This is a genomic window from Shewanella polaris (genome assembly GCF_006385555.1).
In the GTDB taxonomy this organism is placed as follows: Bacteria; Pseudomonadota; Gammaproteobacteria; order Enterobacterales; family Shewanellaceae; genus Shewanella; species Shewanella polaris.
In genome coordinates this window covers 117,141-134,017 of the sequence record NZ_CP041036.1, presented here as the reverse complement: position 1 = coordinate 134,017, position 16,877 = coordinate 117,141, and the positions used below count along the sequence as shown (strand labels likewise).

The window sequence follows — 16,877 nt, the reverse complement described above, 5'->3', positions numbered from 1 at the left end:
AATTTTTAGGCAATATTACAATTTTTAATTTAATTACAATGAATTAAAAAAATAAATTCCAATACAAAGGTGTGCTTATTGGATTAAGTGCAATCGTTTGGCATTTGACTGATGGCTATTCATACACAAATTGGTCACATAAAAATAATTACAATTAAAAAACGAAAAAAACCTCTTTATGACAACATAAAGAGGTTTCAAACAAAGAAATAACAGTGTGTTTACAATGCGATATCACATCAAATTATGCATACCAAGCTGGTATATCCGTTTCATAATCACTGATCTGTTGTCCAAATGACAAAGTCAATCCGATAGCATCAAGACCATTCAATAACTTGTGCCTTGCTGACTCCACAATGGTGAAATCGAACACGCTTCCAGAAGGTGATGTAACAGTTAACGCTTGTAAATCTACCGTAATCTGCGCCCCTTCTTTAGCGGTGACTTCATCGATTAATTGCTGTACTTGAACTGAAGTTAGCTTAACGGGTAACAAGCCATTATTAATCGAGTTACCGTAAAAAATATCGGCAAACGTCGGCGCAATAACCACTCGAAAGCCAAAATCAGCCAATGCCCATGGCGCATGTTCACGCGACGACCCACAGCCAAAATTTTCTTGTGCCAATAAAATAGAAGCGCCTTTATAACGAGGCTGATTTAAGCTGAAATCAAGATTAGGCTTATCGCCTGCATCATCTAAATATCGCCAATCATGGAACAAATGCACCCCAAAACCATCACGGGTCACTTTAGACAAAAACTGTTTTGGAATAATCTGATCAGTGTCGACATTGGCACTATCAATGGCTACCGCTAAACCGGTATGTGCTGTAAAAGCTTGCATAAAATATCCTTGTTTAGCTAATTAGTAAGGTTGACGAATATCAACGAAATGACCCGCAACAGCAGCTGCCGCAGCCATAGCAGGGCTGACCAAATGGGTACGACTGCCACGACCTTGACGACCTTCAAAATTACGGTTACTGGTTGAAGCACAGCGATCGCCTGCTTCTAAACGATCATCATTCATGGCTAAACACATGGAGCATCCTGGTAAACGCCATTCAAAGCCAGCTTCAATAAAAATTTTGTCTAAACCTTCAGCTTCTGCTTGTAACTTCACTTGGCCAGAACCCGGCACCACAATAGCGACAACACCATTGGCTACTTTACGGTTTTTAGCGTGCGCAGCAGCTGAACGTAAATCTTCAATACGTGAGTTAGTACAAGAACCAATAAACACTTTATTGATGCTAATGTCTGTCATCTTAGTGCCCGGTGTAAGGCCGATATACTCTAATGCTTTAATCATGCTGGTGCGGTTAGTGCTGTTAGTTTCAACATCAGGGTTCGGCACCACGCCATCAATAGCAACCACTTGACCAGGGTTAGTTCCCCAGGTTAACTGCGGTGCGATATCGTTAGCATCTAATACCACTTCGGCATCAAAAACAGCATCCGCGTCAGTGTTAAGCTCAGACCATGCTGCAACAGCTTGCTCCCACACATCATCTTTGGGTGCAAACTCACGACCTTTTAAATAATTAAATGTGGTTTGGTCAGGCGCAATCATGCCAGCTTTAGCGCCCATTTCGATGGCCATGTTACATAAGGTCATCCGACCTTCCATGGTTAATGCTTCAATGGCTTCACCACAAAACTCAACCACGAAACCTGTACCACCATCCATGCCGAGCTTGCCAATAATCGCTAATACGATATCTTTAGCCGTAACGCCATCGGTTACTTTGCCACGCACTTCAACTTTCATATTCTTGGCTTTTAACTGGCGTAAGGTTTGTGTAGCCAACACGTGTTCAACTTCGGATGTACCAATACCAAATGCTAACGCACCAAATGCACCATGAGTTGCGGTATGAGAGTCTCCACACACAATAACAGTGCCCGGTAAGGTAATGCCTAATTCAGGTCCCATTACATGGACAATACCTTGATTAGGGTGGTGAATATCGTACAAACGCACCCCAAACTCTTTACAATTTTGCGCTAAAGTTTCAACTTGAGTACGCGCCATAGGGCTTAACGCATCTAAACTGGCACTGCGAGTAGAGGTATTATGATCCATAGTAGCAAAGGTTTTTTGTGGTGCACGTAGTTTGCGGCCTGCCACCTTTAACCCGCTAAATGCCTGCGGCGAAGTCACTTCGTGAACTAAATGGCGATCCACATAAACTACTGGCGCTTCTCCCTCCGGAGAGGCGACAATATGGGCATCCCACACTTTTTCATATAAAGTTTTACCTGTCACTTGGACCATTACACACCTTCCTTTACTGCTTGAGCGATAAAATCACCCATTTGTGCTGTCGATTTAGCCTCACTGCGTTTATCTGCAGCAAGTAACTCACCCGTTAAATAACCACTGGATAGGGCTTTAGTCACCGCACGTTCAATGGCATTGGCAGCATCTTCTTGCTGTAAACTATGACGTAGCATTAATGCTGCTGATAAAATCTGCGCTACCGGGTTAGCAATACCTTGGCCGGCGATATCAGGCGCGCTGCCACCAGCGGGTTCAAATAAGCCAAAGCCTGTACTGTTCATGCTTGCCGAAGACAATAACCCCATAGAGCCCGTTAACATGGCAATTTCGTCTGATAAAATATCGCCAAACAAGTTAGAACATAACATCACGTCAAATTCATCAGGACGACGCAATAACTGCATAGTCGCGTTATCAATATAGATGTGCTCTAAAGTGACATCAGGAAAGTCTTTAGCAACTTCTTCAACCACTTGGCGCCATAATACAGAACACGCTAATACGTTTGCCTTGTCTACCGAAGTCACCTTATTTTTACGTCCACGCGCGGCTTCAAAAGCAATACGGGCAATACGGCTAATTTCGCGACGGCTATAACGCATGGTATCGAAGGCTTCTTCATCATCACCTTCACCTTGGCGTCCTTTAGGCTTACCAAAGTAAATACCGCCTGTTAATTCACGAACACACAACACATCAAAACCACGAGCGGAAATATCACTGCGAAGTGGTGACATATGCTCTAAGCCGTCATGTAATTTGGCTGGGCGTAAATTACAAAATAACTCAAAATGGCCGCGTAATGGCAATAATGCACCACGTTCAGGTTGATCATTAGGGGGTAAATGCTCCCACTTAGGGCCACCCACACTACCGAATAAAATGGCATCTGCCGCTTCACAACCTTTTAAGGTAGCGTCAGGTAAAGGACAACCATGGTTATCAATGGCAATGCCGCCAACATCGTATTCGGTATAGTTAATATCTAATCCAAAACGAGATTCAATCGCACACAGCACTTTACGTGCTTCTGCCATCACTTCAGGACCGATACCATCACCCGACAAAACTGCTATTTGATAACTCATACTCCACCTAACTCCCTATTCTTATGGATCTGTTGTTTAAAATCAGCGACCTTATCTGCGCGGTACACTAAGTTCATCACATTCACGAGTGCTTGGGCTGACGCCTCAACCACATCAGTGGCTAAGCCGACACCGTGGAATCTTTGCTCATGATATTTAGCTGTTATATCAACTTGCCCTAAGGCATTTTGACCTTCACCTTTGGCACCTAATTTATAATTAGTAATATTGATTTGACGACCAGTCGCTCGCGCAATGGCATTATAAGCAGCATCAACAGGTCCATTACCTGTTGCGGCTTCTGTAATATCTTGGCCATCAACCGCAATACGCACCGTCGCAGTTGCCACACCTTCAGTGGAATCAGAATGTACCATCATGTGTTTAAGTTGATATTTATCATCATCTTGTGTTTTAGACTCCATAAACACTAAGGCTTCTAAATCGTAATCGAATACTTGGCCTTTCTTATCTGCCAAGGTTAAAAACTGCTCGTATAGGCTATCCATATCATAATCGCTTGGCTGGTAACCCATTTCTTCCATGCGATGTTTAATCACATGACGTCCCGAACGCGAGGTCATATTCAAGTTATTACGATTTAAGCCAATACTTTCAGGCGTCATGATCTCATAAGTATTTTTGGCTTTTAGCATGCCATCTTGGTGAATGCCCGACGAATGAGAGAATGCATTTGCGCCAACTATTGCCTTGTTAGCTTGAATAGGCATATTACATAATTGGCTTACCAATGATGACGTACGGTGAATTTCTCTAGCGTTAATGCCACAATCTATATCAAGTAAATCTTTGCGGGTTGCCAAAATCATGGCAATTTCTTCTAATGAACAGTTACCAGCACGTTCGCCAATACCGTTAATGGTACATTCCACTTGACGTGCGCCCATCTCGACCGCTGCAATAGAATTAGCTACTGACAAGCCCAAATCATCATGACAATGAACCGAGATTACGGCTTGGTCGATATTCGGAACCCGATTAAATAGTGTTTGAATAATGCCACCAAACTCACTTGGTACTGTATAACCGACGGTATCTGGAATATTAATGGTTCGAGCACCTGCTTTAATGGCTTCCTCAACCATACGGCACAAATTATCAATTGGCGTGCGGCCCGCATCTTCGCATGAAAACTCTACATCATCAGTAAATCGTCTAGCATACTTAACCGCATTAACGGCCATCTCTAATACATCATCAAAAGAGCGTTTTAATTTACTTTCAACATGAATAGTCGAGGTTGATATAAATGTATGAATACGAAATTGATCGGCTACCGATAATGCTTGAGCTGCGGCATCAATGTCTTTTTCAAGTGCTCGAGATAACGCACACACTCGGCTATTTTTAATCGTTTTTGCAATGGTTTGCACCGATTGAAAATCACCAGGAGAAGACACCGGAAACCCGACTTCCATGACATCAACACCTAAACGTTCTAGAGCCAAGGCAATTTGCAGCTTTTCTTTAACCGTTAAACTTGCGGCTAGTGCTTGCTCGCCATCACGTAGGGTAGTATCAAAAATTATCACTCTGTCGGACATCGAATTTCTCCATCGACCATCATGTATCTATTTACCTAACTGCAAATATCACAACTGGTACATTTCAAAAGGGCTAGAAACAAAAAACCCCGCGGCTATCAGCGCGGGGTTTGTGTATGCTTAATGAATTATTTTGCATGTGACACAAAGGACTCCGCGCAGGTTATGCGTGAGAGGAGAAGGAGTCCGAGTAGAATCAATTTTGTGTTCATAACGTTAATATTCACTTTAAATAACTAAATATGCGATGCATAAAATATGTCTGTGCTTAATAAATAACGCGAGCAGCCTTCTGTGTCAACCCTAATTTGGTCAAGATGAAAAAGATGATGATGTACTAGTGCTTCATTACAGTGATAATAACATTTAACAGACTAAATTTAATGACTGCCAGCTAACACAACGTCATTTCGATATGTACAAATAAACTCAGACCTAAGTCACTGCATCAATTATATTATTATGTCTCACGACAGAAATAACCGTATACTGACATTCCCCATATTGAGTAGACAAATGACGATGACGTTAGCGAAAAAGAACATTAATTATAACTTTAGTCTCATTGTCGCTTTGCTCATGGGGCTAACGCTATATTTTGTGACCTCTTCTGTTTTTGCTCAAGCATCTCAACGTTTATTACTCTCAGACAATATTATTGTCCAAACTCAACTGCTCAGCACTCGCGAACAACTCGATGTGATCAACAATATCAATTCTCAACGATCTGCAGAAGCCAAAGTACTTATTGATTCACTTGTTCAACAACATACTCAGCAACCATTAACCAATATTGATGCACTACGATTAAGCCTATTACATTGTTTTAATTTATTGGAATTTGGTGAATTTAATCAAGCTATTATTTTGGCAAAACAAGGTGAGATTAATGCTCGACAATATAAGTATGACACCGCTCGTCCTTACTTTATTCAATGCCAAGCAGAAGCACAACAAAACTTGGGCAATGTGCTTCAAGAACAAATTCTTACAGAGGAATCATTGAGATTGGCAAATCTTTATTCAGAGAAGCAGGCAATCGTGAATAATCTTTATAACCGAAGTAGACAAAATACCAGTTTAGAAAACTATAATGCTGCAATTGAGGATTTACGTTTAGCATTAGCTAGTTACGAAGAAGCCCAAAACCAACCTCAACATTGGTACTTACTTCCAATCTCATTTATCCAATCGGAAATTTCAAATGTATTTCTATCCCAAGGGGATTATCAAGAGGCTCTAAACTTTTCTGAAGAAGCCTATAAAGACATGTCTTCATTTGGGAAAATAAAATCTACAGTGATAATCAACTTAGCACTGATCAATATTACGCTTAAAGACAAACCCAAGGTGCTATATTATTTAGATAAAATAAAAAACTTCAACACAGAAATAGATTCTGAGCGAGATCTTGCCTATCAGTATGGGCTACTCGCAATGATTAATTTATACGTCGGAAATTACGATATTGCCGAGCAGAAAGCGCTTTCAAGCATCAACATATTCACTAAATACCAAGAACCTATCTACGTCATGCGCATCAAGCGTACATTAGCTAAAGTATATTTTGCACAACATAAAGACAATCAAGCATTATCGTTACTGAATGATATTATTGAACAAGCCACAGAGCTTAAACAGTTTTCGGATTTAGAAGAATTTAACCAGATAATCAGCCAATACTATGCCGAAAAAAATCAATTTGAATCCGCTTATCAATTTCAAGTGCAGCGTTTTGATGCTGCAAAACAAGCGGCTGAAAAATTAAACAATGCTCATTTTATGCAATACAAAGCTAAAATAACGGCACAAAGTGAGCCTATCGATCCGCCTCAAAAGTCTAGTAACATTAACCAAAGCTTGATATTAACGGCACTCATCATCCTAATAATGTCAATTGGATTAGTGATATTTATAACCAGAAACCCTCGCAACACCAACAACGTTAAGAATAATATTGAAAATCAACAATTAAATATCAATAACATGTTAGATAATGCTAAGCATGGACATTATCAACTAAGCATGTTGCTTATCGATATGAGCCATATTCTTACTACGGATATGCCGTTTATTACTCCTAGGCTAAAAAATACCCTTAGAGAACAAGACCAGTTATTCCACCACAGTCCAAATGAACTGATTATCCTGTTACCACATACATCGCCAATTGGAGCCGCAAGAGTGGTAAGCCAAATAGAGCATGTGCTCGAAGAATGGCAAACTGAAGGTAAAGTAAATATTGGTGTAGCCAGTTTGCACCAACTTGATAGTTTTGATGCGTTATTGAAAAAAGCGGTATTAAATCAATTAAACAAAATAAAGTCCCAAGAACATAATCAGAAATTATAATAAATGTTGATGGTTAGCCTTGTGTTAGATAATCAGATATTTCATCTAAAAACTCGCCGCCAAATCGGTCCAGTTTAATCTGTCCGACCCCATTGACCGCAAGCATCTCACCCGGACTAGTGGGTAGCATAGCCGACATTTCTGCTAAGGTTGCATCGTTAAACACTAAGTAAGGTGGAATGTCGTTTTTCTCAGCAAGTTCACGACGCAATAATTTTAAACGCGCAAAGAGTTTACGATCGTATTGCTGCGGCGCACGGGAATTTGGTTTACGTTTAACATCAAGCAGTTGAATCCGCGGTACGGCTAACATAAGCGATAACTCAGCTTTCAATATCGGCCTTGCGGCAGGATTAAGCTTAATCGCAGATCCCCGAGTGATGTCCTGACTCATTAAACCTAAATGAATTAATTGGCGGATCACACTGAGCCAAAACTCGGTGGACTTATCTTTACCAATGCCCCATGTCGATAATTTATCATGACCTCTATCGACCACATTAGCCGCTTTAGACCCGCGCAAGACTTCAATAACATGATGGATACCAAAACGTTGCTGCAAACGATAAATACAAGACAGCACTTTTTGTGCGTCTTCAGTTCCATCATATCGCTTAGGTGGGTCAAGACAGATATCACAGTTACCACAAGGCTTTGATGCCACTTCATCAAAATAATTTAGCAACACTTGGCGGCGACAAGTTTGCGCTTCTGCAAATGCTGCCATGGTATTCAATTTATGAAATTCGACTTGCTGTTGGGGCCCTGGTTCAGATTGTTCAATCAAATGTCTAACGCGACCAATATCGGCAGGGTCAAACAACAAATACGCCTCAGCATCCAATCCATCACGACCAGCACGGCCTGTTTCTTGGTAATAAGCTTCAATACTTTTAGGAATATCGTAATGTACGACAAAGCGCACGTTAGATTTATTAATTCCCATGCCGAATGCCACAGTTGCCACCACAATATCAACTTGGTCTTTTAAAAACTTATCTTGAACATTGCCACGTTCTTCCTGGCTTAAACCGGCATGATAAGCTTGGGCATTAAATCCCTGTAAGCGTAAACGCTCAGCAACCTCATCCACTCGACGTCGGCTACTGCAATACACAATTCCACTGGTGCCATTTTGGATAGTTAAAAACTGACGTAATTGATTAGCCGCATTAAGCTTTTCAGCCACGGTATAACGAATATTAGGGCGATCGAAACTTGATAACAAAGTATAAGGCGTCACACCTAAACGTTCACAAATACTTAAACGCGTCGCGTGATCGGCTGTCGCAGTCAATGCCATTAAAGGTAAATAGGGGAAATACTGTTTTAACTGCCCTAATGCCGCATATTCAGGTCTAAAATCATGACCCCATTGACTAATGCAATGCGCTTCATCAACGGCAAACATAGAAACATCAACTGATTGAAGGCGTTCAATAAAGTCAGGGCGCAACAAACGCTCCGGTGACACATATAACAACTTAATCTCACCAGCGTGAAGCTTACGAAGTACCTCCGCACTTTGCTCGCGCGGTAAAGATGAATTGAGATAAGCCGCCGATACCCCACTTTGTATCAAACTGTCGACTTGGTCCTTCATCAACGAAATTAATGGCGACACCACCACTGCCACACCAGGCAACACAATAGCAGGCAATTGATAACATATACTTTTGCCGCCACCCGTAGGCATAATAACTAAGGTGTCTTGGCCTTGTAAACTTTGCTCTATAACTTCTCGCTGCCCTTCACGAAAGGCACGATAACCAAAAACTTGCTGCAAGCTAGTGGCAAGCACATCTTGCTCTGTCGTCAACTCATCTGAGGTCGCAATATTGGCCGAAATCGGAGTATCCATTCACACTACATTATCATTCAAGGGGCACTCATTTTAAAGCACTCAGTCACAGAAGTCTTGAACCAAAACACTTTTGCGATGTTTTCATTCAAGATAGAAGTTTGAGTTGAGGTCACTTTAGGGTTAGATTAAATACTCTATGGCAGCAAGCTGCCTTAGAATTAATAAAATAATAATAATAATGACCGACAAGGATTGCTCATGACCACCACCATTAAAACTCAGATTTTACAGCAAGTTGCAGATATTTTTGACCAACATGTTCCATTCCATAATCTGCTTGGTTTAGATATAAAACATTACGACATCAATGGGGTTGAAGTCGTGATAAAAATGAAGCCAGAACTCATCGGTAATATCCATCAAAATATTCTTCATGGCGGTGTCACCGCAACAATACTTGATGTTGTTGGTGGACTTACGGTTTTTGCAGGGCTAGTTGCCAGTAAAGAAGATTGGACCATAGAAGAGTTACAACAGCGTCTTACAACCTTGGGCACGATCGATATGCGGGTAGACTTTTTACGCCCAGGTCGTGGCGAGATTTTTACTGGCACAGGTAGTGTTATCCGTTCTGGTAACCGGGTATCAGTGTGCCGAATGGAATTACATAATGAACAAGGTGTCCATATTGCATTTGGCACAGGAACTTATATGGTGGGTTGACAATAAAGATCTGTCTTGCAAAGCTAAAAGCCATACAATAAAAGAATTCGCTTAATCACTTGTGTCATCCAAAATGGCGACCTACAATCGCCATCTTCTTCTCGTTACGCCCATTATTGATTGACTATGCCTGATTTAGAATACCGTAAAGGAGTTTTACTGGCAGTTTGTGCTTATACCATTTGGGGTATCGCACCACTGTATTTTAAACTTTTGCATCATGTCCCCGCGACAGAAATATTAATGCATCGTGTCATATGGTCATTTTTATTTATGATCATTCTGATGCAATTTATAGGTGGATTTGGTCGTCTGCGCCTTGTTCTCAAACACCCAAAACAACTCGCGGTACTCTTTGTTACATCAGTTCTTATTGCAGCAAATTGGCTCATTTTTATTTGGGCAGTCAACAACGACCATATGCTTGATGCTAGCTTGGGTTACTTTATCAACCCACTGTTTAACGTTTTACTTGGAATGCTGTTTTTAGGCGAACGTTTGCGTAAATTACAATGGGTAGCGGTAGGTTTAGCCAGTGCCGGCGTATTGGTTCAGTTAATCTCTTTTGGCTCCATTCCGCTATTGTCATTAGCCTTGGCCGCCAGTTTTGGCTTTTATGGTTTATTACGTAAAAAAGTTAATATTGATGCTAAAACAGGGTTATTAGTCGAAACAGCGATCTTATTACCGATAGCCTTAGGATACTTGCTCGTCACCTTAGAGACATCCTCAGTAAGCATGCTAACCAATAGCTTGAATCTAAACTTACTACTGATTGCAGCAGGTATTGTCACTACCATCCCATTATTATGCTTTGCAGGATCCGCAGTAAGAATTCCATTCTCTATCCTAGGGTTTTTCCAATATATTGGCCCTAGTATCATGTTTATCTTGGCGGTTCAATTATTTAACGAGCCGTTTGATATTGAAAAAGGCATTACCTTTGGCTTTATTTGGGGGGCACTGGTTATTTTTATTAGCGACATGCTAGTGCAACGCCAAAAACGCAATACATTAGCAAAAGCCCAAGTATGATTAAGCTGACTTTTTATTAATCAGATTGAAGAATGATATTAGTATATTTATTCATACATAAAAAATGCCGGATTAATCCGGCATTTTTTATGTTGACCCTATCATTACGGTTATAAATCTAACGCAAGGATCTTCGAGCGACGATGATAGTTATAAAGCTGCTTTTTCTTATTAGGTAACTCATCGACATCCACAATGCTAAAACCATGCTCTAAAAACCAATGAATACTGCGCGTAGTGAGTGCAAATAAACGCGAATAACCACGTGTACGTGCTTGGCCAATAATATTATTTAACAACACACTACCACGGTCAGCATCACGATAATCTGGATGCACAACCAAACAAGCAAACTCACCAGCGTTATCTTCTTCAAACGGATACAAGGCCGCGCAGCCAATAACAAGGTTATCGCGCTCAACCAGCATAAATTGCTCAATTTCCATTTCAAGCTGCTCGCGAGAACGACGCACTAAAATCCCCTGCTCTTCTAATGGGCGAATGAGGTTTAGGATCCCGCCAATATCGCCAATAGTAGCCCGACGCAAACGTTCTGCGCTTTGCGTGACAATTTGGGTACCAATTCCTTCTCGTGAAAATAGCTCTTGTAACAGAGCTCCGTCTTCTAAATAACTCACCAAATGACAACGAGGTACACCTCGGCGACAAGCTTCGACGCTTGCTTTTAAAAAAGCCATTGTTGACACTGAAGTATGATCATCGTCAGCCATACTTTGAAGCATTTCTTCAACTTCATCTGGCATTAACTCAGCAATCACCTCGCCTTTTTTGCCAATAATTCCGTTAGTATCACTAAAACCAATAATTTTATCGGCCTTTAACTTAATCGCGACTTGGGTTGCCACTTCTTCAGCGGTGAGATTAAAGCTTTCGCCCGTAACAGAAGCGGCAATAGGTCCCATTAACACAATACCGTTATTGTCTAACTGACGACGTAATCCTAGCGCATCAATACGACGAACTTTACCACTTAAACAAAAATCGACACCGTCATCGACCCCCAACGGTTGGGCAATTACAAAATTACCACTCACTAAATTGATTTGGGCATTTTGCATCGGCGTATTACCTAAGCTCATTGACATCCTTGCGGTAATATCAAATTGAGTGGCTCCTGCAACCTGTTTAATAATCTTTAAGGTTTCTTCATCGGTAATACGAATACCATTGTGATAAGCCGGTTCAATTCCAGCAATCTTTAACCCTGCATCTATTTGCGGTCGTGCACCATAAACCAATACCACCTCTATCCCAAGTGAATGCAACATCGCCACATCATTTAAAATGCCGCGAAATTGTGGATGTGCTAATGCCTCGCCACCTAACATGACGACAAAAGTTTTACCTCTATGAGCATTAACATAAGGAGCAGAATGACGAAATCCATCAACCAATTCAGTGGTTCTCACAGGCAACGTTACCTCGGTATTAAATTTGATGTTCAATAATGGCTATGACAAAACATGTCACATAACCGGTTGTTTTATTCATTTGGTGTACCCAAAGATATTATTGCATTTTAATTCACTTTTAAAGCATTTTATTTCACTTGTGAAGAAATAAATTATCTCATTTTTATATTAAAAAATCATTACAGCCAAAAAGTTAGCTCGCTTTAGCACTTAATCATATTTTACGCATTAATTTATAATATTTGCATTACACAAAAATCACACATACTCAGCAATATGTAAACATTATTACACGTTAACAATGCGAAAATAATGTCTATTAAAATACCATCAGATTAATGCGGTACTGCATGAGTAAACTAACTGAACATATTTATGATTCAATTAGTTAGAATACAACTTCACAAACATATTAATCATTCTATTCAGTATAGACTACTTTTAAACAGGCATAAAAAAAGCCCCAATTAAGGGGCTTTTTTAAGAGTCAAAAATCAATTACTTGATTTTAGCTTCTTTATAGATAACGTGCTGACGAATAACTGGATCAAATTTCTTGATTTCCATTTTCTCAGGCATGTTACGCTTGTTCTTTTCAGTAGTGTAGAAGTGACCAGTTTTAGCACTAGATACTAATTTGATCTTCTCACGATTACCTTTAGATTTAGCCATTTTCTATTATACCTTCTCGCCACGGGCACGAAGTTCAGCAACAACAACTTCAATACCTTTCTTATCGATAATACGTATACCTTTAGTAGATACGCGTAGTTGTACGAAGCGTTTTTCTTCTTCTAACCAAAAACGGTGGTTTTGTAGGTTAGGTAAAAAACGACGACGAGTCGAATTTTTAGCGTGCGAACGGTTGTTACCAACCATTGGCTTCTTGCCAGTTACTTGGCATACTCTTGACATGTCAATCTTCTCCAAAAACAAATTTTTAACGCTCGAGCATTAATGTGCCTCGTATGGCCGTCGCCCGAGGCACAAAGAGGGCGCATTTTATACACGATTGACCATAGAAGATCAAGCAGTGTTTATACAATCCATCCTCGCTCGGCAAAGGAGACTATCTCCTGATCACCTACAACCATATGATCTAACAAAGAAACATCTATGGTTGCCAATGCATTTTTTATTCGCTCAGTTATTCGCCGATCAGCCTGACTTGGCTCTGCAATGCCAGACGGATGATTGTGACACACTATCACCGCAGCGGCTTTTTTCTCCAAAACAAGGCTAACTACCTCGCGAGGATAAACAGAAGCGGAATCGATGGTGCCACGAAATAATTCTACAAATTGAATGACTCTATGTTGGGTATCCAACAATAGTAAGGCGAACACTTCATAGGATCGGTCAGCTAATTGTCTCATTAAATAGTCCCGAGTTAAATCAGGATTTGTCAAAATTTGCCCTCTTTGTAGATTTTCATGAGCTATTCGCTTAGAAATTTCGGCTGCGGCTTGTAATTGAGCATATTTTACCGGTCCAACACCGGCTAATTTGCATACTTGTGTTTTCGATGCGGTAAGTAAACTACGCAAACCGCCAAACTGATTTATCATCTCTCGAGCCAAATCCACCGCATTTTGCCCTGCTAAACCATTGCGAAGTAACACAGCGAGTAATTCAGCATCGGAAAGATGCCCAGCACCTTTAAGCAATAACTTTTCTCGCGGCCCTTCTCCTTGTGGCCAATCTTTAATCCCCATGAATGTCCCTTATATTCAATGTGAAACGAAAATACACGCATTAAATCGGCTCTATTAACAAATACAACACCGGATGAGCTACCACTTCACCATTAACGGGTTGTTGCCTTTTTCAAAAACAGAGTTCGAATTGATTACACAGTATGGTCGATATTTTTGAGATTGGATCGACGCAACTTGTCACAAGTTTGTGATATTGTTAGCCGCAATTATATTTGAGTCGGATAATGTGCATCATGCTGACAAATAAAAAAGTATTACTTGGAATTGCAGGCGGCATTGCCGCATACAAAAGTGCGGACCTAATCCGCCGTTTAAAAGAGCGCGGTGCTGATGTGCGCGTCATTATGACTCAAAGCGCCATGGAGTTTATTACTCCACTCACCATACAAGCGCTCTCAGGCCATCCTGTAGCCTCTGATTTGCTCGATCCAGCTGCAGAAGCTGCTATGGGTCATATTGAGCTAGCACGCTGGGCTGACGTTGTTCTACTCGCACCTGCTACGGCTAACTTAATGGCGCGTATCAATGCAGGTATGGCAGATGACTTATTAACAACAACGTGTTTAGCAACCAGCGCTCCCGTCATTGTCTGTCCTGCAATGAATCAACAAATGTACCAAAACATCGCCACCCAAGAAAACATGGCTAATTTAGCTCGCAAAGGTCTCACTATTTGGCAGCCAGCCTCAGGTAGCCAAGCCTGTGGCGAAGTTGGTCCTGGGCGTATGCAAGAACCTGTCGCCATTGCCGAGCAACTAGTACAATTTTTTGGTCCTAAAACCTTGCAAGGTCATCAAGTCCTGATTACAGCAGGCCCAACGCGCGAAGCCATAGATCCTGTGCGTTATATTTCTAATCACAGTTCGGGGAAAATGGGCTTTTCTTTAGCCCAAGCAGCGGCAGAAATGGGTGCCAAGGTAACATTAGTGTCTGGCCCAGTTAATTTAGTCACACCGGCTGGCGTCACCCGTATTGATGTTGATTCAGCACAACAAATGCTCGACGCAGTGATGGGACAGGTTGAACAACATGATATTTTTATTGGTTGCGCCGCAGTCGCAGATTATCGAATTGCCGATGTTGCCCAGCAAAAAATCAAAAAGTCAGCGGAACAAATGCAGCTTGCACTAGTGCGTAATCCTGATATCTTAGCCGCGGTAGCCCAGCACACTATCCGACCTTTCACTGTCGGTTTTGCTGCTGAAACTAACGATGTAGAGCAATACGCTCGCGGTAAACTGCAACGTAAAAAGCTTGATATGATCGCCGCGAACGATGTCTCTATTCAAGGCTTAGGCTTTAATGCCGATAGCAATGCATTACAGGTTTTTTGGCAAGATGGCAGCCAACAACTGCCCGCAACAGATAAACTGACTCTGGCGCGCCAATTACTCACATTGATAGAACAACAACTAAAAAAATCATGAAAACACCCATTGAACTAAAAATTCTCGACTCGCGTATTGGCAGTGAATTTCCATTGCCAGCTTATGCTACCCCAGGTAGTGCAGGCATGGACTTACGTGCTATGACCGACACCACCATGGTCATTGAACCAGGCCAAACCGTATTAATTCCAACAGGCATAGCTGTTCATGTAGCCGACCCAAGCCTTGCAGCGGTGATTTTACCGCGCTCAGGTATGGGTCATAAGCATGGCATCGTACTGGGTAACTTAGTGGGTTTAATTGACTCCGATTACCAAGGACCGTTAATGGTGTCATGTTGGAACCGAAGTGATAAGCCATTCACACTCGAAATAGGCGATCGTTTAGCCCAATTGATGTTTGTACCCGTTGTACAGGCAACATTTACCCTAGTGGATGAGTTTAAAAGCTCAGATCGTGGAGAAGGCGGATTTGGTCACTCAGGAACCAAATAACCTTTTCAAGTAGTCACTGAGCCAAGGAACACATAATGGCTGAAAGCCCTAAAATAAATCGCCGCGAGCATATTTTACAATGCTTGGCACAAATGCTTGAAACCAGTCCTGGTCAACGCATTACCACCGCAAAGCTTGCCGCTGAAGTTGGTGTATCAGAAGCCGCGCTATACCGTCATTTCCCAAGTAAAGCGCGGATGTTCGAAGGCTTAATCGAATTTATTGAAGATGCGATATTATCGCGCTTAAACCTCATCATGGATGAAGAAAAAGACACCATGGCCCGCTGTCAGTTAGTGCTGCAGTTATTACTGGTATTTTCTGAACGTAATCCAGGTATTTCCAGAGTATTAAATGGCGATGCATTACTGGGTGAAAATGAACGTTTACGTAGTCGTATTGACGCATTATTTGCCAAAATTGAAACTCAAATAAAACAAATTCTACGTGAAAAGACATTACGTGAAGGTGTAGGCTTTAACATCGATGAAGCCATACTAGCCAACCTATTGTTGGCCTTTGTCGAAGGGCGTATTTCACAATTTGTTCGTAGCGAATTCAAGCAAAAGCCAACACTACACTTTGATGAGCAATGGACATTTATTCAGCAACAATTGCTAAGAAGCTAAACTATTTAGGGCTGTATGACAATTGCCATATGGCCCTACATCTTACATCATCTAAAGACCATATCTGCTTAATTCAACTGAATAATTAAGCTGCAACTGTTGTCCATAAACCCCAGATAAATACACCCATTCCAAAAACAGATTTGGATAAAAGAAGGCCATGGTTTCTTTAACGCAGAAAATCGGGCTAAGTATTACGATATCATGCTCACATTTATCAAAGAGAACTTAAACGTAAAGTAGTTATCACTTAAACGTTTACACACAAAAAGCCGATACCCGACTAACGGGGTCGGCTTTTTTGTTACCTGCAGTATTAATTTACAGCAAATCGCGCTATTCTCCTCGTCCCTTAGCG

Annotated in this window: 15 protein-coding genes; 6 read left to right on the top strand and 9 right to left on the bottom strand. The window is 41.2% G+C overall.

The genetic code is table 11. The features are described 5' to 3' along the window. Positions 1–244: 244 nt before the first annotated feature. The 4 genes from leuD to leuA are packed head-to-tail and all read right to left on the bottom strand — an operon-like array spanning position 245 to position 4,943. The gene (leuD, locus tag FH971_RS00560; RefSeq protein ID WP_140232956.1) at positions 245–850 is read right to left on the bottom strand and encodes a 3-isopropylmalate dehydratase small subunit; all 606 of its coding nucleotides are present in this window, start codon (positions 848–850) and stop codon (positions 245–247) included. A gap of 21 nt (positions 851–871) precedes the next feature. Beyond that, positions 872–2,284: a 3-isopropylmalate dehydratase large subunit gene (gene leuC / locus FH971_RS00555; RefSeq protein WP_140232955.1), complete on the bottom strand. Its 1,413-nt coding sequence runs from the start codon at positions 2,282–2,284 to the stop codon at positions 872–874. After that, positions 2,284–3,378: a 3-isopropylmalate dehydrogenase gene (gene leuB, locus FH971_RS00550; RefSeq protein WP_140232953.1), complete on the bottom strand. Its 1,095-nt coding sequence runs from the start codon at positions 3,376–3,378 to the stop codon at positions 2,284–2,286. The genes leuC and leuB overlap by 1 nt, the downstream gene beginning before the upstream one ends. Further along, complete coding sequence (gene leuA / locus FH971_RS00545) at positions 3,375–4,943, bottom strand: 2-isopropylmalate synthase (RefSeq protein ID WP_137223919.1); 1,569 nt, start codon at positions 4,941–4,943, stop codon at positions 3,375–3,377. The genes leuB and leuA overlap by 4 nt, the downstream gene beginning before the upstream one ends. Before the next feature lie 516 nt (positions 4,944–5,459). Between leuA and FH971_RS00540 the strand changes: the two genes are divergently transcribed. Continuing rightward, on the top strand, positions 5,460–7,295 hold the full coding sequence (locus tag FH971_RS00540) for a hypothetical protein (RefSeq protein WP_140232951.1): 1,836 nt from the start codon (positions 5,460–5,462) through the stop codon (positions 7,293–7,295). Between the two features lie 13 nt (positions 7,296–7,308). Here FH971_RS00540 and recQ read toward each other — a convergent pair whose 3' ends face one another. Beyond that, on the bottom strand, positions 7,309–9,156 hold the full coding sequence (recQ, locus tag FH971_RS00535; RefSeq protein ID WP_140232949.1) for a DNA helicase RecQ: 1,848 nt from the start codon (positions 9,154–9,156) through the stop codon (positions 7,309–7,311). Positions 9,157–9,357: 201 nt separating this feature from the next. On the opposite strand from recQ, the gene FH971_RS00530 reads away from it, so the two are divergent. Both FH971_RS00530 and rarD read left to right on the top strand, forming a co-directional pair. After that, complete coding sequence (locus FH971_RS00530; RefSeq protein WP_137223925.1) at positions 9,358–9,822, top strand: thioesterase family protein; 465 nt, start codon at positions 9,358–9,360, stop codon at positions 9,820–9,822. A gap of 126 nt (positions 9,823–9,948) precedes the next feature. After that, entirely contained in the window at positions 9,949–10,857 is a 909-nt protein-coding gene (rarD, locus tag FH971_RS00525; protein ID WP_140232947.1) for an EamA family transporter RarD, read from the top strand. Between the two features lie 110 nt (positions 10,858–10,967). Here rarD and argA read toward each other — a convergent pair whose 3' ends face one another. The 4 genes from argA to radC all read right to left on the bottom strand — a co-directional run bounded on the left by argA (position 10,968) and on the right by radC (position 14,005). Then, positions 10,968–12,287: an amino-acid N-acetyltransferase gene (gene argA / locus FH971_RS00520; RefSeq protein WP_140232945.1), complete on the bottom strand. Its 1,320-nt coding sequence runs from the start codon at positions 12,285–12,287 to the stop codon at positions 10,968–10,970. Positions 12,288–12,788: 501 nt separating this feature from the next. Continuing rightward, positions 12,789–12,962 carry a 50S ribosomal protein L33 gene (rpmG, locus tag FH971_RS00515; protein WP_055025224.1) on the bottom strand — a complete coding sequence of 58 codons (174 nt, stop codon included), beginning with the start codon at positions 12,960–12,962 and terminating at the stop codon, positions 12,789–12,791. A 6-nt stretch (positions 12,963–12,968) separates the two neighbouring features. Beyond that, entirely contained in the window at positions 12,969–13,205 is a 237-nt protein-coding gene (gene rpmB / locus FH971_RS00510; RefSeq protein ID WP_137223931.1) for a 50S ribosomal protein L28, read from the bottom strand. A 122-nt stretch (positions 13,206–13,327) separates the two neighbouring features. After that, positions 13,328–14,005 carry a RadC family protein gene (gene radC, locus FH971_RS00505; protein ID WP_137223933.1) on the bottom strand — a complete coding sequence of 226 codons (678 nt, stop codon included), beginning with the start codon at positions 14,003–14,005 and terminating at the stop codon, positions 13,328–13,330. Between the two features lie 233 nt (positions 14,006–14,238). Here radC and coaBC point away from each other — a divergent pair, with 233 nt between their 5' ends. The 3 genes from coaBC to slmA are packed head-to-tail and all read left to right on the top strand — an operon-like array spanning position 14,239 to position 16,519. Next, positions 14,239–15,435, top strand: coding sequence for a bifunctional phosphopantothenoylcysteine decarboxylase/phosphopantothenate--cysteine ligase CoaBC (gene coaBC / locus FH971_RS00500; protein ID WP_140235480.1), 1,197 nt, complete (start codon positions 14,239–14,241; stop codon positions 15,433–15,435). Then, positions 15,432–15,890 carry a dUTP diphosphatase gene (gene dut, locus FH971_RS00495; RefSeq protein WP_137223935.1) on the top strand — a complete coding sequence of 153 codons (459 nt, stop codon included), beginning with the start codon at positions 15,432–15,434 and terminating at the stop codon, positions 15,888–15,890. Before coaBC ends, dut begins: the two co-directional genes overlap by 4 nt. A 35-nt stretch (positions 15,891–15,925) precedes the next feature. Beyond that, complete coding sequence (slmA, locus tag FH971_RS00490; RefSeq protein ID WP_137223937.1) at positions 15,926–16,519, top strand: nucleoid occlusion factor SlmA; 594 nt, start codon at positions 15,926–15,928, stop codon at positions 16,517–16,519. The last annotated feature ends 358 nt before the right edge of the window (positions 16,520–16,877 follow it).

Coding starts and splice junctions, on each gene's coding strand:
- leuD (WP_140232956.1), bottom strand. CDS start 850: ATGCAAGCTTTTACAGCACATACCGGTTTAGCGGTAGCCATTGATAGT.
- leuC (WP_140232955.1), bottom strand. CDS start 2,284: ATGGTCCAAGTGACAGGTAAAACTTTATATGAAAAAGTGTGGGATGCC.
- leuB (WP_140232953.1), bottom strand. CDS start 3,378: ATGAGTTATCAAATAGCAGTTTTGTCGGGTGATGGTATCGGTCCTGAA.
- leuA (WP_137223919.1), bottom strand. CDS start 4,943: ATGTCCGACAGAGTGATAATTTTTGATACTACCCTACGTGATGGCGAG.
- FH971_RS00540 (WP_140232951.1), top strand. CDS start 5,460: ATGACGATGACGTTAGCGAAAAAGAACATTAATTATAACTTTAGTCTC.
- recQ (WP_140232949.1), bottom strand. CDS start 9,156: ATGGATACTCCGATTTCGGCCAATATTGCGACCTCAGATGAGTTGACG.
- FH971_RS00530 (WP_137223925.1), top strand. CDS start 9,358: ATGACCACCACCATTAAAACTCAGATTTTACAGCAAGTTGCAGATATT.
- rarD (WP_140232947.1), top strand. CDS start 9,949: ATGCCTGATTTAGAATACCGTAAAGGAGTTTTACTGGCAGTTTGTGCT.
- rpmG (WP_055025224.1), bottom strand. CDS start 12,962: ATGGCTAAATCTAAAGGTAATCGTGAGAAGATCAAATTAGTATCTAGT.
- rpmB (WP_137223931.1), bottom strand. CDS start 13,205: ATGTCAAGAGTATGCCAAGTAACTGGCAAGAAGCCAATGGTTGGTAAC.
- radC (WP_137223933.1), bottom strand. CDS start 14,005: ATGGGGATTAAAGATTGGCCACAAGGAGAAGGGCCGCGAGAAAAGTTA.
- dut (WP_137223935.1), top strand. CDS start 15,432: ATGAAAACACCCATTGAACTAAAAATTCTCGACTCGCGTATTGGCAGT.
- slmA (WP_137223937.1), top strand. CDS start 15,926: ATGGCTGAAAGCCCTAAAATAAATCGCCGCGAGCATATTTTACAATGC.